The organism is Nocardia sp. NBC_01327, assembly GCF_035958815.1.
GTDB lineage: Bacteria > Actinomycetota > Actinomycetes > Mycobacteriales > Mycobacteriaceae > Nocardia.
Genome location: NZ_CP108383.1, coordinates 8,408,992 through 8,424,103, shown reverse-complemented (window position 1 = coordinate 8,424,103; position 15,112 = coordinate 8,408,992). Strand labels below are relative to the sequence as shown.

General features: G+C 67.3%; 16 protein-coding genes. 9 read left to right on the top strand and 7 right to left on the bottom strand.

Annotated elements, in window-relative coordinates; translation table 11 throughout:
• Nucleotides 1-76 precede the first annotated feature (76 nt).
• The 4 genes from OG326_RS38845 (at nt 77) to OG326_RS38830 (ending at nt 2,463) form a co-directional block, all read left to right on the top strand.
• Nucleotides 77-826 (top strand): alpha/beta fold hydrolase, encoded by a 750-nt coding sequence (locus OG326_RS38845; RefSeq protein ID WP_327142086.1) that lies wholly within the window; start codon nt 77-79, stop codon nt 824-826.
• Nucleotides 827-909: 83 nt separating this feature from the next.
• Nucleotides 910-1,269, top strand: a complete 360-nt coding sequence (locus OG326_RS38840; protein ID WP_327142085.1) for a hypothetical protein — start codon at nt 910-912, stop codon at nt 1,267-1,269.
• Between the two features lie 116 nt (nt 1,270-1,385).
• The gene (locus tag OG326_RS38835; RefSeq protein WP_327142084.1) at nt 1,386-1,880 is read left to right on the top strand and encodes a cupin domain-containing protein; all 495 of its coding nucleotides are present in this window, start codon (nt 1,386-1,388) and stop codon (nt 1,878-1,880) included.
• A gap of 82 nt (nt 1,881-1,962) precedes the next feature.
• A complete protein-coding gene (locus tag OG326_RS38830; protein WP_327142083.1) occupies nt 1,963-2,463 on the top strand; it encodes a hypothetical protein in 501 nt (166 codons plus the stop codon).
• A gap of 33 nt (nt 2,464-2,496) precedes the next feature.
• On the opposite strand, the gene OG326_RS38825 is transcribed toward OG326_RS38830, so the two are convergent.
• The 4 genes from OG326_RS38825 to OG326_RS38810 all read right to left on the bottom strand — a co-directional run bounded on the left by OG326_RS38825 (nt 2,497) and on the right by OG326_RS38810 (nt 6,044).
• Nucleotides 2,497-3,060 carry a TetR/AcrR family transcriptional regulator gene (locus OG326_RS38825; protein ID WP_327142082.1) on the bottom strand — a complete coding sequence of 188 codons (564 nt, stop codon included), beginning with the start codon at nt 3,058-3,060 and terminating at the stop codon, nt 2,497-2,499.
• A complete protein-coding gene (locus OG326_RS38820) occupies nt 3,061-3,699 on the bottom strand; it encodes a hypothetical protein (protein WP_327142081.1) in 639 nt (212 codons plus the stop codon).
• Nucleotides 3,700-3,780: 81 nt separating this feature from the next.
• Entirely contained in the window at nt 3,781-4,797 is a 1,017-nt protein-coding gene (locus tag OG326_RS38815) for an esterase/lipase family protein (RefSeq protein WP_327142080.1), read from the bottom strand.
• Between the two features lie 176 nt (nt 4,798-4,973).
• Complete coding sequence (locus tag OG326_RS38810; RefSeq protein WP_327142079.1) at nt 4,974-6,044, bottom strand: alpha/beta hydrolase; 1,071 nt, start codon at nt 6,042-6,044, stop codon at nt 4,974-4,976.
• 417 nt (nt 6,045-6,461) lie between these two features.
• On the opposite strand from OG326_RS38810, the gene OG326_RS38805 reads away from it, so the two are divergent.
• The 3 genes from OG326_RS38805 to hrpB all read left to right on the top strand — a co-directional run bounded on the left by OG326_RS38805 (nt 6,462) and on the right by hrpB (nt 10,324).
• Nucleotides 6,462-6,911, top strand: a complete 450-nt coding sequence (locus OG326_RS38805) for a hypothetical protein (protein WP_327142078.1) — start codon at nt 6,462-6,464, stop codon at nt 6,909-6,911.
• Between the two features lie 32 nt (nt 6,912-6,943).
• Entirely contained in the window at nt 6,944-7,765 is an 822-nt protein-coding gene (locus tag OG326_RS38800) for a helix-turn-helix domain-containing protein (RefSeq protein ID WP_327142077.1), read from the top strand.
• A gap of 81 nt (nt 7,766-7,846) precedes the next feature.
• Nucleotides 7,847-10,324: an ATP-dependent helicase HrpB gene (gene hrpB / locus OG326_RS38795; protein ID WP_327142076.1), complete on the top strand. Its 2,478-nt coding sequence runs from the start codon at nt 7,847-7,849 to the stop codon at nt 10,322-10,324.
• Nucleotide 10,325: 1 nt separating this feature from the next.
• On the opposite strand, the gene OG326_RS38790 is transcribed toward hrpB, so the two are convergent.
• From OG326_RS38790 to OG326_RS38780, 3 genes are all read right to left on the bottom strand, one after another.
• The gene (locus OG326_RS38790; protein WP_327142075.1) at nt 10,326-11,114 is read right to left on the bottom strand and encodes a maleylpyruvate isomerase family mycothiol-dependent enzyme; all 789 of its coding nucleotides are present in this window, start codon (nt 11,112-11,114) and stop codon (nt 10,326-10,328) included.
• A gap of 229 nt (nt 11,115-11,343) precedes the next feature.
• On the bottom strand, nt 11,344-12,030 hold the full coding sequence (locus tag OG326_RS38785; protein WP_327142074.1) for an NUDIX hydrolase: 687 nt from the start codon (nt 12,028-12,030) through the stop codon (nt 11,344-11,346).
• A complete protein-coding gene (locus OG326_RS38780; protein WP_327142073.1) occupies nt 12,020-12,916 on the bottom strand; it encodes a LysR family transcriptional regulator in 897 nt (298 codons plus the stop codon). Before OG326_RS38780 ends, OG326_RS38785 begins: the two co-directional genes overlap by 11 nt.
• Before the next feature lie 91 nt (nt 12,917-13,007).
• Here OG326_RS38780 and OG326_RS38775 point away from each other — a divergent pair, with 91 nt between their 5' ends.
• The gene (locus OG326_RS38775) at nt 13,008-14,213 is read left to right on the top strand and encodes an MFS transporter (protein ID WP_327142072.1); all 1,206 of its coding nucleotides are present in this window, start codon (nt 13,008-13,010) and stop codon (nt 14,211-14,213) included.
• Complete coding sequence (locus OG326_RS38770; RefSeq protein ID WP_327142071.1) at nt 14,213-15,019, top strand: hypothetical protein; 807 nt, start codon at nt 14,213-14,215, stop codon at nt 15,017-15,019. The genes OG326_RS38775 and OG326_RS38770 overlap by 1 nt, the downstream gene beginning before the upstream one ends.
• Nucleotides 15,020-15,112: the final 93 nt, after the last annotated feature.

The window sequence follows — 15,112 nt, the reverse complement described above, 5'->3', positions numbered from 1 at the left end:
CCCTCGACCGTGTCTCCGCAAAGAACACTCCGGTCCTTTAATTTCGTTGAAAGGCCTGGCCATTACCGTTGCGGACATGTACATCCATCAGTGGGGCAGGGGACCGCGGGTCGTGCTTGTGCACGGGGGTGTGCTGGGCGGGCGGGAGACGTGGCGGGCGCAGCGTGAGTTGAGCGAACGGTGGACCTTGCTTGCGCCGGACCGGCCTGGGCACGGGCGGACGCCCGGGGTCGGCAGGCAGGATTTCGAGATCGAATCCTTGCTCGTCGCTGAGCAATTACTGGACCGGCCTGTCCATCTTGTGGGCACGTCCTACGGTGCGATCGTCGCCATGTACGCGGCGGTGCGCAGTCCTCGAAATGTGTTGTCGCTGACGGTGATCGAACCGCCTGCGAGCGGAGTGGCGCGCGGTGTTCCGGTTGTGGACGCGTTCGGGGCGAGGGTGCGGGCGGCTCTGGAAGCGGTCGAACTTCCGCCCGCGACGGCATTGCGCGAGTTTCTGGCCGTCGTCGGTGCGCAGGTCGAACTGGCCGATCCGCCCGCACCGGTTCTGATCGACGGAATGCGCCGGCTGCTCGGTGCGCGACCACCCGACGAGGCCGAGTTGCCACTGTCGCGGTTGCGGCGTGCGCCGTTCCCGATGCTGGTTGTTTCCGGCGGGCATATGGATGCCAACGAGATCATCTGCGACACCATCGCGCAGCGGACCGGCGCGGCACGCGCGGTTTGTCCCGGTAGCGGTCATCTGGTGCCCGATACCGGAAAGCCGTTCAACGACGTGCTGGAGAGATTCCTCGTGGCCGCGAATCGATCGCCTTCGGCTTGAGCGCGCCGTCTTGTAATGGCCTTGAAAGGCGGTCGCTCTAGTTTCGCCGCAGCTCTTCCACTGCAATCGAATCGGAGATTCCCATGTATCGACTGACCGCGTTTGCCGGAGTGTTCGTCGCACTGACCGCGATCGGCGGAGTTGCCGGTGGGGTCGCCGCGGCGACGCCCGTCGGTTATGACACCTGTGGTGAGAGTGCCTATGTCACAGGGCTTTATACCGATCTGGCCCATAACAATCCGCCTGCTGACCGGGCGGGCGCGGTGACTCGGGCGCAGGGGTTCCGGGACAATGCGCCGGCCGAGCTCACCGGTGACGCCGCGATCGAGGCGGAGGCGGAAACCGCGGTGCTCGGGGGCGCGTCGGTGGATGTGCTGCAGAACGATCCGGTCATTCAGGCGTGGGGTGACGTCATGGATTGGCATACCGGCCATTGCCTCTGACAGGCATCGCGATTCGGGTGGAAATATCGGTCACGACACTGCGCTCGGGTGGAAGAATCCGCGGTTTCGCCGCCGCGTGATTCCGCTGCCGAAGGTGTTGCCCGAGGCTGGTTTTCATGAGTATCGACAGAAACCCGACAACGGGGATGATCATCGACCTGCTCGGTCCGACCATCGAATTCATGACCGCACCGGACGACGACGAGAACGATTTCTGTGTCATGCGCGGGGTGGTTCCGCCCGGCGGATTCGTGCCATTGCACAGTCATTCGGACACCGAGGGGTTCGTCGTGGTCTCCGGTGCGGTGCAGGTGCTGCGGGGAGACAGTGACAATCCGCCGGAGTGGCTGGGGGCCGCGGCGGGGGATTACGTGCACATGGGTGGCGCGGCGGCGCACGCCTGGCGCAATATCGGCAGTACTCCGGCGATCGTGCTGGTGGTGGCGACCAACCGGCTGGGCCGGTTCATGCGGGATGCGGGCAGGCCGGTCAGCGAGGCGCTCACGCCGCCGACCCCGCAGGACCTTGCCCGATTCGCCGGAGCCGCTGCGAACTATGGGTTTTGGATGGCGGACCGGGAGCAGAACGCGGCCGTGGGAATCACGCTGTAGTCGAAACATCAGCCCCAAATAGGACCAATCGCCCTGATTGTAAATCTATTCGGGCGGTGCCTCGATCCGCACACTCTGAGGCATGAGGACACTCGCTATCGGCACCGGCATCGCAGTGGGAATCGGCGTTGCGTGCACGCTGCTCGGGGCGGGGAGTGCCCGGGCCGAAACGTTCAGCCCGGATTACTCACAGGTGGCCAATGGTGCTGGTTACGGTCAGGATCAGCTGTTGACGCCGGGATATTCGCCGATTCAGGTGCCGCGGGCGGAGGTGCGGGACGGGAAGGACGGGACGACCGTTGTCGCGCATCCGTTCATCGCGCCCTGGGTGCACCAGGTGATTCCGGTGGCTCCGGGGACTGCCGTCGAACTGCGGGGCGCGGCTCGGGTGCAGATTCCCGGCGCCGCGGCACTCGCCGGCGGTGGTGCGCCGGGGCGGTCGCTGGTGATCAATCCGAACGGGCACTGCGTCTTCGCGGGGCCGGATACCGACCCGGCGACATTGGATGCGACCGCGCTCGCTCCGATTCGGGTCGACGTTCCATTCTTCGATCTGGTGATCGAACCGACGCTCTACCGCTGAACGGTTGCGCCGCAGCGCATTCCGGGGACCGGCTCAGCTGTCGGCGCGGAAGGATGCGTCCAGGGCGTCGATCAAGCGGGTGAATGTTTCGTCCATCGGGTCGGGGAGGCCGAAGGCTCCCGCGCCTTCCAGGGATGCCAAGCCGTGGCAGGCGATGCGCCAGATGCGAATGGCGTGGATCAGATCCGCGCCTTCCAGCCGGTAGCCCTTGAGGGCGGCGCTGATGACGCCGACCGCCTGCACCGCTACTTCCTCGTGCTCCCGATCATCGGCGGCGGGCGCCCGGACGCTCGCCGTATAGCGGCCGGGGTAAGCCCTGGCGTACTCGCGGTATGCCGCCGAAAGCGCTTGCAGCGCTTCCTTTCCCGCTACACCGGAGGTGGCCGCCGCGAGCTTCGCGGTCAGCTCCCGCGTGGCTTGAACGGAGATGTCCCGCTTGACGGCGTCGAGTCCGTCGACATGCTTGTACAACCCGGGAAGTGAGACGCCACAGCGCTTCGCGACCGTCGCCAGCGTGAGCCTGTCCAGGCCCACCTCATCGGCGACGGTCGCGGCCTCGGTGACGATCCTTTGCGGAGTCAGGCCGACACGGGGCATCTATTCGGCCGATCGGCCGAGGGCGATGCCGGTACCGGTGACGAACACGATGAGCAATGGCAGGGACACGTAGGCCAGGGTAGCCAAACCGGAGCTGAGCAACAGATACGCGAAGCCCGATCCGGCAATGGCGACCGCCATGGCAATCCCCGTGTAGCGCAGCCAGCGCGGCAGCATCCCGGTCATGGCGCCGGCCACACCCATCACCGCCAGCACGAACATCTTGACTCCGTCGAGCCGGTTCAGGGAGTGGAACAGCAGGTGCGCGGTATCGGCGGTGGTCGTCCGGGCCAGTGCGAGTCCGATGCCGAACTCGACCAGCGAGATGGCCGCCGCCACCCCGCCCGCGGCCGCGGTAATGCGGCCCGCCCGGGACCAGCCGGCCGCCCGCGCCAGCCACAGCGAGACCAGAACCAGCCCGATCGCCGGAAGTCCCTCGCTGAACAGGTTGTTCACATCCATGGCGACGGCATGCCCGGCCATCTTGGTGACCAGCGCACTCCCGGAATCACCGAATGCGGAGTTGGGCACCGGAACCGAGAGGGCGATCACCCAGGACAGTGCGTACCCGATTCCGGCGAGAGCGGGAACCGTGCGGAGGGACCCGGCAGTGGTGCGGGTGGTGGCGATTGCGGTCATGATGTCAGCTCCTGCAGCGTGGTTAATGGCACTAACTAGAAGTTAATGCCATTAACCGAAATGTGCAAGCGGTAGTCGGGATCAGAAGGCCGGGGGCTGGAAACCGCAGGGCGGGACGCGGTTCGCGTAGGCGGTCGGATCCAGTGCCGCGCTGACGTAGTGGAGGGCGCGCGGGTCGTACATCATGCTCAGGTGATCGGCGAAGTCGCTGGTGCAGCCGTCCTGCAGCCAGATATTGCGAACGGTCGCACCGCGGCCGGTGCCCAGGAACGTCGATTGCGGTGGCGTGGTCACCTCATCGAAGCGGGTGCCGATCACGGTGTAGTCGATGCCGGGGTCGGTATCGCCCTCCGCATTGAGGTTTCGCACGAAGTCCGAGCCGACCACCTGGTCGATGCCGGCGGGCCCGATGACGACCTGCGTCAGGCCGAGCACATCCAGGCCGATCGCATTGATCTGCGCGCCGAGCGCGCCGATGCCGTCGAGGGTGGTCCCGTGATTGGTTCCGCCCAGCGTCACAACGGTTTTCACCTTGTTCTTCGCGGGATCATCGCGATCGGCTCCACCTTCGAACCGCAGGTACTGTCTGGTCACCGGCCCGCCGAGCGAATAGCCGACCATATCTACCTGTTTGCTGCCGGTGTGCTCGAGGACCGCATCGACAAACCGCGCCACCTCCTTGGCCCCCGCGACCGGGTCACCGGAGCCGCGAATGACGGGCAGCCTGCCGATGAGACTGTCTTCTTCATCCCCGTAGACGGCCGCGAAAACGCAGTAGCCCTGCCGTGCGAGCTCCGGTGAGAGGCGCGCGAAACTGTTGTACTCATTGACCCAGGTGCCGTGCACCAGTACGACCGGCCGCGGATGTTCTGCCGAGGGTGTGCACGACCAATCGTTCGCACCGACCGGCGCCACATGGGGATTGGCCACGTTGTAGGCGAATGCGGAGACGAATGACGTCTGCTCGGGCCCGTAGCCGACGGTCGCCTGCTCGGGAATGAGGGTCGGCACGGCCGCCGCCTCCGGCGCCGACCAGGCGGCGAACACCCCGGAAACCGTACAGGCGGTCACAAGCGCGCCGATCAATACCTTGGTCATCGTCGTATATCTCCTTGATTCAGCGCAAAACAGCGATGGGGACCCCGTAAATCTCGATAACTGTAAATTAGCTGAGCCGAATTGTCTTGCCCTGGAATGACAAAACCTCACAGCCGCAGGATGCGGGCTGTGAGGTTGTGCGCCGGCTTCGACTTGCCGGCTATCCGGAGGGGGAGTTACGCGGGGAGGCCCAGGCCGGCGGCGAGGGTGGGCCAGGAGGCGTAGAAGGCGTCCTGCCAGTAGCCCCAGGAATGGGTGCCGGTGGGCTGGAAGTCGAAGGTGGCGGGGATATTCAGGTCGTTCAGGCGGTTCTGGAGATTGTGGGTGCAGTAGTTGACCGCCGCTTCGATGACGCCGCCGACGATCATTTGGTTGGCCAGGCCCATTTGGGTGGGGTTCAGCATGGTGGGGTCGCCGATATGGTCGTGCGGGCCGGGGAGGCCGCTGCCGTCGGAGAGGAAAAGCCTGGTGCCGCGCAGGCCTTCGGCATTGATGACCGGATCGTTGGCGGCCCAGGCCGGATCGTCGTCATCGCCGTACATATTTCTGACGTCGCCGCCGCCGTAGGTTTCCACGACCAGCTTGGTGAAACGCTTGCCGATCGGATCGGCGATCTGGGCGCAGCCGCTGTAGCCGGCCACGGCCTGATAGAAGCCGGGCTTGGCGATCGCGAGCTGCAGCACCGCGGTGGCGGTCATCGAATTGGCCGCAATGGCGCTGGCGCCGTTGGTGTTCAGGGCCGGATCGATCAGCGGGGGCAATTCGTCGAGCAGGAAGGTCTTCCATTCATTGCGCCCGAGGACCGGATCGTCCTGCTTCCAGTCGGTGTAATAGGCCCATGCGCCGCCGACCGGCATCACGACATTCACATCTTTGGTGGCGAGGAAATCGCCGATATTGGTGTTGTGCCACCAGGTTGCCATATCGGTGCCGCCGCCCGCGCCGTTCAGGAGATAGAGCACCGGCCGCGGCTGCGAGGCGTCATTGGGACGCTGGACTTTGACGGTGATGTTCTTGTCCATCGCGGTGGAGTGGACCTGCAGTGTGAAATTGCGGCCGTCGACAGTTCCGGATACCAGCTTCGAACCGTCGGGAGCCACCGGATCCGCGAGCAGTTTCTTCGATGCGATGATCGGATCGTTGTTGTCCTCGGCGATCGCGGTGCCGGTGCTCAATACGGTGGACAGTGAGGCTGCGACAACTCCCGCAATTGCCAATGCCCCGAAACGCCTAATCGACCTGATCATGGGCCGACGCTACCCAACGCCGTAGTCGAAGGCCAAGTGGTGCGCCTCACTGACGCTCGACACCGTGTCAATTGAACTAACCCGCCCAACTTGGGTGGCCTCGGGGCGGTGCGGAACCGGCAGCCGCTGCTGCACAATCGAAGTCGTTCCAGCGTCGGCGTCGATGCTCTCTTGGCGCGCGCTTATTGTGTTGCGGCCGTGACTATTTAGTGGCCACTTATAGGTTCGTGACACGCTCACCACATGGTTGCGGGCACGAGCGGCACACAGCGAGACTGTGCGGAGCTCTGTGCTGCCATCGGGCAGGGGATGGATATCAGGCTCGGTTCCGGACCCGTTGCAGGGCAGCAGCATCGCGCTGTGGCCGTTCTGGCAATGCTCCAGCGCTACAGCGCTACCGTTAGTGCGGTATGGGGAATGGATCCGACACTGGCGGACGAACTGCCAGGCACCTACCGGTTGCGGGAAATCGAGGCGTTCATCGCACTCGCCAGACGCATTGTGCGCGAAGTCGATCAGATCTCCCCTTCCCGGCCGACCGCGCGCGTGCGCCGGCGGATGGCGTGGGATGACCTGGACAACTTGCTGATTCGCACCGAGGCTCTGGCGCAGCAGATCGTGGCGATCGCGCCCCGCCGCTACGACACCGTCGAGGGCTCGCGCGAAATCTCCCGATTGCGCCTGGCGACCAATGCCGACACGCTGGTGGAGGCCGGGCTGCTGATCCGCTCGGCCGTGCGTGAGGCATTGCGCCTGCCGTCGCCCGATGCCGATGTCCTCGCGCTGGCCGCCATGGCCGATCTCGTTCTGGACCTCGCCGCCGGCTTGAACGATGAGGCGTGTATGCCTGCGCGCCAAACTATTTGACACAGCACAGACGAGAGAGCAAGGGGAGAGCAATGCGTGCCGTTCAGGCCGAGTCCCAGGGCAGTGAGCACAAGATGCTGGGCAATTACATGCAGCGGCAGCGGCTCGAACTCGGACTGACGCAGGCGCAGGTCGCCGCGCTGCTGTTCATGTCGAACTCGGGATTCGAGAAGTACGAGAACGGACAGCGGGTGCCCACGGTGGCGACGATCCGCTCCTGGTGCAATGCGCTCGCCCTGCCCCGCCACAAGCGCCGCAAGGTGTGGTCGATGGTGATGGGCGAGGATCTCGCCATTGCTGCCGGATCGCTGTCCGCGGTCACCGCCGGCGAACTGCACCTGATGAATCGGATGCCCGGACCCGCCTTCCTGCACCGCGTTCCGGAGTACTACGTGCTGGCGGCCAATGCGCGCGCGATCGATATGTTCCCGTGGCTGAACCCGGCGCTGGGCACACCGGACCGCCCGGTGAATGTGATCGTCCAGATGATGACCGACCCGCGGGCGCAGCGGGTGCTCTACAACTGGGAAAGCATCGTGCACCGGCTCGTGTACATCCTCAAGGAGAACTCGATCGGCCTCGTGCCCGAGGACGAGATCGCCGCGATCCGGCACGCGTGCCAGGTGAATCCGCACTTCGATCGGATGTGGGACACCGCGGTCGGTCCCAGCGAGTACGACGATGACACCGTGATCGTGGTGGAGCCGGAATCGGGCGAGCAGGTCACCTTCCAGATGGATTCGCTGCGCTGGGCGCACCCCTGGCGCGATATCGAAATGTTCAGCCTGACCGAACGCCAGGACGACGGTCTGCCGCCGCTGCACGAGACGCTGCCGGGCATCTTCGCCTGGTGAGTCGCGGCCGACCAGCAGCAACTCTGCTGACGCGGCCCTGATGTCGAGGCGAATCGGGTGCGGGCGGCAGACTGGTCGGCAATGAAGCTGCCTGAACTTCCTGATCTGCCGGTTCGTGCCGCGCTCGACGAGATTGTCGGGACATTGGCCGCGCGGGGTACGGCCGTGCTGGTCGCACCGCCGGGGACCGGTAAGACGACGCTGGTTCCGCTGGCTCTGGCGGCGGGGACGAGTGGGCGGATCGTGGTGGCGGAGCCGCGGCGATTGGCGGCGCGGGCGGCGGCGGGGCGGATGGCGGCGCTACTGGGGGAGCAGGTCGGGCAGACGGTCGGATATTCCGTGCGTGGGGACCGGCGGGTGAGTGCGCGGAGTCGGGTCGAGGTGGTGACCTCCGGGCTGCTGGTGCGGCGTTTGCAGAGCGATCCGGAACTGGCCGGGGTGGATGTGGTGGTGCTCGACGAGTGCCATGAGCGGCATCTGGATGCCGATCTATTGCTTGCGCTGCTGCTCGATGCGCGCAGCGGCCTGCGGCCGGATCTGCGAGTGCTCGCGACCTCGGCAACCGTTGCCGCGGAACGGCTTTCGGTGCTGCTCGGCGGTGCGCGGCCCGCTCCGGTGCTCGAGGTGCACGGGCGTGCGTATCCGGTGGAGCTGTCGTATGTTCCGCCGCTGCCGAAGGAGCGAATCGAGGCGCAGGTCGCGCGGGCGACGCGCACCGCGCTCGCCGAAATCGACGGGGATGTCCTGGTTTTCCTGCCGGGTGCGGCTGAGATCCGGCGGACGGCCGAGCGGCTGTCCGGTCTGGGGCAGGTCGATGTGGTCCCGCTGCACGGCAGGCTGTTGGCGGCCGCCCAGGATGTCGCCTTGCGCCCGGGAACCCGGCGGCGGGTCGTATTGTCCACGGCCGTAGCGGAATCCAGCCTCACCGTGCCGGGCGTGCGGGCCGTTGTGGATTCCGGACTGTCCCGGATACCGCGAGTAGATCATCGGCGTGGTCTGTCCGGCCTTGCGACAGTGCGGGTTTCGACCGCGGTGGCCGATCAGCGCGCGGGGCGAGCCGGGCGTGAGGCCCCGGGGCACGTCTGGCGCTGCTGGCCGGAGTACGAGCATGCCACCCTGCCCGCCTATCCGGAGCCGGAGATTCGGGCCGCCGATCTGACCCGGCTGGCCCTGGAGCTGGCCTGCTGGGGCACCCCCGACGGTTCGGGCCTGGGCTGGTGGGATCCGCCGCCGGCCGGTGGACTGGCGGCCGGGCGAGAAGTACTGCGGGCCTTGGGCGCAGTGGACGGCGACGGCGGCGTGACCGATCGCGGACGGCGAATGGCCGCGCTGGGATTGCACCCGCGGCTGGCGCGGGCGCTGCTCGACGGCGCCGCGGAGGTGGGAGCGCGGTCGGCCGCCGAGGTGGTCGCGCTGCTCGACGATGACACCGTGGTGTCGAAGGTCGATCTGGTGGCGGGGATTCGCGCACTGCGGGCCGAGCGGCCCGCGCGCTGGCTGCGGGAGGTCGAGCGGCTCACCCGGCTGGTGACGGAAGCGTCGGAGGGCGCGCCGGGCCGGGCTCGCACCGCCGCATCGGTGGACGATCCGGCTCTTGTTGCCGCACTGGCATATCCGGAGCGATTGGCGCGGCGGCGCGGGGCCGGGTCGGCGAGCTATCTGATGGCGGGTGGAACGGCGGTGACGCTGCCGCCGGGTTCCGGTGTCGCCGAATCGGATTGGCTGGCGGTGGCGGGAGCCTCCCGTGATCCCGGTCAGGCCGAGGGGCGCATTCGATTGGCGGCCACCGCCGATGAGCAACTCGCCCGCCGGGCCGCTCCGAGTCTGGTCGCGACTGTCGACGAGGTGGATTGGGTCGACGGCGACGTCATTGCGCGCCGGGTCGAGCGACTCGGGGCGATCGTATTGTCCGAGAAGCCTTTACGTCATCCGGATCGCGCCCTGGTCGGTCAGGCGCTGCGCCGCGGACTCGAATCGGCCGGACTCGGGCTGCTGCGCTGGAACGACGATGCCGTCGCCCTGCGTCAGCGCCTGGACTTTCTGCACCGCACCCTCGGCGCACCCTGGCCCGCCGTCGATGACGCGACCCTGCTCGCCGATCCCGAAATCTGGCTCGGCCCAGAGCTTTCCACTGCCCACCGTCGCTCGGACCTGGAGCGCGTCAATGCCGGACAGGCGCTGCGCCGCCTGCTGCCGTGGCCCGAGGCCGCGCGATTCGATGAGCTGGCTCCGGAGCGCCTGGAGGTGCCCTCCGGCAGCAATGTCCGCCTCGACTACTCCGCCGATCCGCCGGTGCTCGCGGTGAAAGTGCAGGAGATCTTCGGCTGGACCGACCTGCCGCGCCTGGCCGACGGCCGCGCATCCATTCTCCTGCACCTGCTTTCGCCCGCCCGGCGCCCGATCGCGGTCACCGCCGACCTGGCCTCCTTCTGGCGCACCGGCTGGCCCCAGGTCCGCGCCGAACTGCGCGGCCGCTACCCCAAACATGCCTGGCCGGAGGACCCCGCCACCCTCACCGCCCACCGCGGCACCGCCCGCAACGCGACCCGCAATCAGTAGCTCAGACGAGGTTGAGTGAGTTGAGGAAATGTGTTGCGAGGTCGGTGTTTCCGGTGAGGGTGACGTCGGATTCGGTCCAGGGGCGGCGGGTGGTGGACCACTGGGGGAATTCGAGGGCCCGGGCGGTGATGTGGGCGGCCGCGCCGCCGGGGGCGCCGGGGCGGACGCGCAGGCGGCCGCCGGTGGCGGGTTCGATGCGCCAGGTGCCGCCGCCCGGTCCGTCGAGGGTGAGGGTGAGGGGTGCGTCGAGCCAGTTCAGCCGGGTCCGCTGAGACTGCTCGAGCAGCGTCATCAGCCAGGCCAGGATGGCGGCCATGCGCGGGGCGTCGGTATCCGGGGCGGGACGGCCGAGGGCGGGTGCGATGTCGTGGCGCAGATGGGTGTGCCAGTCGAAGAGGAACAGCGACGGGAAGATGCGCAGCGGATAGGTCCCGATTTCCGCCACCGGCAAGGGGATTCGGCGCACACCGGGCAGCGTGAACGCCCGCAGCGCGGTGATCCCGCGACGGCTCCAGGCCTCGAACCCGTCGAGCACCTGCCGCGGCGACTGGGATCGCGCCTTGTCGACCGGGGCATTGTTCGACTGCTCGATATCCCGCGACAACATGGACGTGATCGCGGCCGGGGTGATCAGCGCGCGCGACAGCGCCGTCATATGCGCCACCACGTCCTGCACGCGCCAGCCTTCCGCGAGGCTCGGCGTCGCCCATTCAGCGTCGGTGAGATCGCGGCAGAAGCCGAGCAGTGTCTCGCGTTCGGTGCGCAGGGCCGCCAGGGCATCGGAACTCATCCTGTGAGTATCGGCTCTCGGGCTGTGAGTATCTGCTCTCGGGCCGATCGAGCGCCCATGACCGTCCGCAGCGGCGTTGGAAAGGTTTCGCGCCCCGCCGACGGGTGTACGGAACTCGGCGGGGCGCGGCTCGCGCCGGCAGGCGGTGCGAGGGATCGGGGGAGTCGCGGCGACTCATGATCGACAGTCTGGTACCTCAACCTCTGTTGAGGTCAAGTGCTGGGCGAAATCATGCCGGCTGCTGCTGATCGAAGACCTGGTCCGGTCGCAGCAGCAATTCCTCGGAAGGCTTCTGGTAGAAGGGAATCGGCCCCTCGGTGAGCCGCGCGGTACGGCCCCGCGGTGCCCCCGACCGGTACAACCGCACGAACCCCTGCGCTCCCAGATCGACGGTGCGCGGCAGCGTGCGCGCGGCCTGGTGGTGCAGTTCGTCGTCGCCGCCGAGATACACCGGTCGCGCCCGCAGTCGCGGCCAGGCCGCCCGGAAGTCGGGATGTAAAGGCAGCGCCTCGATTTCGGCTTCGGGCAGCCAGCGCAGTTCATCACTCTCCCGATCGTGCACGGTCGGGAGCAGCGCTGCGGCATCCGCGACCACGGTGGTGTACGTCCACCCGCCGATCGCGGTGGTCGAGACGCGCTCACCGCGCACGATCACCCGCCGGAGGTCGACGCGGGTCTCCTCCCAGGCCTCGCGCAGCGCCGCCTCGACGGCGGATTCATGACTGTCGCGCGCACCGCCGGGGATGGTCCAGGTGCCCCGGGTGTCCGCCCGGCCCCGCGCCCGAAGCTGCAAAAGCACTGCGGCGCCGCCATATTCGTCCAGTGGCGCCCGCAGCAGCAGCCCGGCCGCACCGAATCGGCCCCAGTGCCGGACGCCGTCGAGATCACGGGACCAGCCGTCGCCGTCACCGCGCATGATGACCCGTTCCCGGGGGCACCGCACCGTGGCGCAGAGCGTCCATCACGGTGCGAGCGGCATGGGAGGGCGTGCGCCGGGCATCGTGACCGATGGAGATCTGCCAGGGTATGGGCTCGCCGATACGTTCCGCGTACACGATTCCCGGCATGCGCTGGGCGACCGATCGCGCGGTCAGCGTGATACCGAAATTCCGCGCGGCCAACTCCAATGCGAAGACCTGATCGGCGACCTCGATGACCGGAAGCCGCTGGGGGAACAGGGTATCGGCAATGGTCCGAATACCCCAGCCGGGGGCGAAATCGATGAACCGGACGCCGATGAGGTCCGCGGCGCGAAAGGGCCTGCCCGCCAGCGGATGCTCGGGCGCGGTGCACAGCACCAGGGTCTCCGCGCTCACCAGGTGCTGGGTGATCCCCGGCAGATCCATGGTCGATCCGATCAGGAACGCGATGTCCAGACTGCCGTCGCGCAATCCGGCGATATTGCCCGCCACACCCGAAATGCTCTGTCGCATATGCATTGTCACCTGTGGAAAGTGTTCGTGTATGTCGGCGATCGCCGCGGCGAGGTCCACACTGTGCACGTTCATGAGATTGCCGATGACAACCTCACCGCGCACCTGTCCGTGCGCCGTATCGATCGCATCGACGATATCGCGGCGGGCGCGCAGCAGCGACCGCGCCGGTTCGACCATGGCGTGACCCGCATCGGTGAGCTCGAGCGCGCGCGGTGTGCGGTCGAACAGCCGGGCGCCGAGCTCATGCTCCAGTTTCGCGACACTCGTCGATACGGCCGACTGCACCAGATTCAGCGCCTTGGCCGCCGCGGTGAAGGAGCGATGCTCGTGGCAGGCGAGAAAGCACTCGATCTGGCGGATCTCCATGACCCGATCCTAAGCAGCTATCGATTTCATAGATAGTGGCATCGAAATTCATCGCTTCCATTGATCGGCAATGACGCAGAAGATCGCTTGTGTGACTACCACGCTTGCCCCCGCCGCGACCGCGAAGCTGACCCGTCTGACGGTGCTCGTCTTCGCGCTGACGGCCGGGTCCTCGGCCGCCTGCAACTACTATCTGCAGCCGCTGCTGCAGCAGGTCGCCGATGATCTGGGGATATCGACGGTGGCCGCGAGCCTGCTGGTCAGCGCCGCCCAGGTCGGCTACCTGTCCGGCCTGGCGCTGCTGGTGCCGCTCGGCGATTTCCTGAACCGCCGCCGCATGGTTCCGGCGCTGCTGGCCACCTCCGTCGCCGCGTTGCTGATATCCGCGGTGGCGCCGAACTTCCCGATACTGCTGATCGCGGTGTTCGCCACCGGAATCACCGCCTCGGCGGCGCAGGTGGTGGTGCCGTGGGCCTCGGCGCTCGCGGATCCGGAGCGGCGCGGCGAAATCGTAGGCACGGTGATGAGCGGACTGCTGCTCGGCATTCTGCTGTCCCGGGTGCTGTCCGGTGCCATCGCGCAGTTCGGCGGCTGGCGGGCGGTGCTCCTGGTGGCGGCCGGAATTCAGCTGCTCATGGCGGTGAGCGTGTACCTGCTGGCGCCGAATACGGCCCCGACGGCACCGAAGGAGCGGTACTCGCAGGTGCTCGCCTCCATCCCGGCGCTCATTCGGACGCATGCGGTACTGCGGCACCGCATGGCATTCGGATTCATCGGCATGGCGTGCTTTTCGGCGGTCTGGACCGGACTGGCCTTCCTGCTCGCCGGTGCGCACTCGAGTCCGTTCCACTATCCGGAGTTCGTCATCGGCCTGTTCGGTTTCGCCGGGGTGGCGGGCGCGCTGGGCGCACCGGTGGTGGGCCGCCTCGCCGACCGCGGATATCTGCGGCTGGTCACCACGCTGATGTGGGCGGTGCTGCTGGTCAGCTGGGGTCTGCTGGCCTGGGGCGGCCATCAGGTCGTCGTGCTGATCGTGGCGCTGGTGGTGTTCGACTTCGGAATTCAAGGCATTCATCTGTCCAACCAGAGCGCCATCTATGTCCTCGCTCCCCAGGCGCGCAGCAGATTGACAACGGCCTATATGGTCACCTACTTCCTCGGCGGCGTGACCGGTTCGGTGTCGGCGGGAGTGGCGTACCAGGCCGGCGGATGGCTTCCCGTTTGCGAAATGGGCTTCGCCGCAACGATTCTGGGCGCGGCACTGTGGGCCGTCTTCTCGCGGTACGGGCGGAGGTAGTGGTCCACTTCACTCGCGGCGACCACGTCGCAGCCGATCCGCACGCTGCGCACGCCGGTCACGACGCCCATGCCGGGCACGCCGCCGCACTGCCCGGCGGCTTGCAGGTCAGCCAGGACGGGTACACCCTCGAACTCGCCGAAACCATCAGGCACACCGGTGAATTCGAGTTCCGGTTCCGCATTCTCGGACCGGATGGCGAGGCGGTGCTCGACTACGCTCCGCTGCACGATCGCGAGCTGCATCTGATCATCGTGCAGCGGGAGCTGACCGGCTTCTGGCATGTGCATCCGGAACTCGCGGCCGACGGCGCCTGGTCGGTGCGGCTGAATCTCCCTGCGGCAGGGGCATATCGGGCGTTCACCGATATCGCGCCGCGCGCGCTCGGCAAGACCATCACGCTCGGCGCCGATTTCGCCGTTGCGGGCGCCTACGACCCGCAGCCGGTGCCCGCGCCCGCGCGGATCGCCGAGGTGGACGGGTACGAGGTGGCCCTCGACGGCGATCTCGTCCCGGGTGCGGGCCGCCTGCTGACCCTCACCGTGCGCAAGGACGGCCGTCCGGTCACCGATCTGCAGCCGTACCTCGCGGCGTACGGGCACCTGGTGATTCTGCGCGCCGGTGATCTGGCCTACGTGCACGTCCACCCGAACGGTGCGCCCGGCGACGGCGTCACCGCGCCCGGCCCGGATATCACCTTCCACACCGCTGTGCCGGGACCGGGGACCTACCGGCTCTTTCTGGACTTCAAGCACGGCGATGTGGTCCGCACCGCCGCCTTCACGCTGCCGACCGTTCGGCACTGACCTTCGGGCCGATGGCTGCGATCGGCCACTTTTCGCTCACAGGCGACTCCCAGCTTCGCTGGACCCGAACCACACACAACCTGCATATCCTGC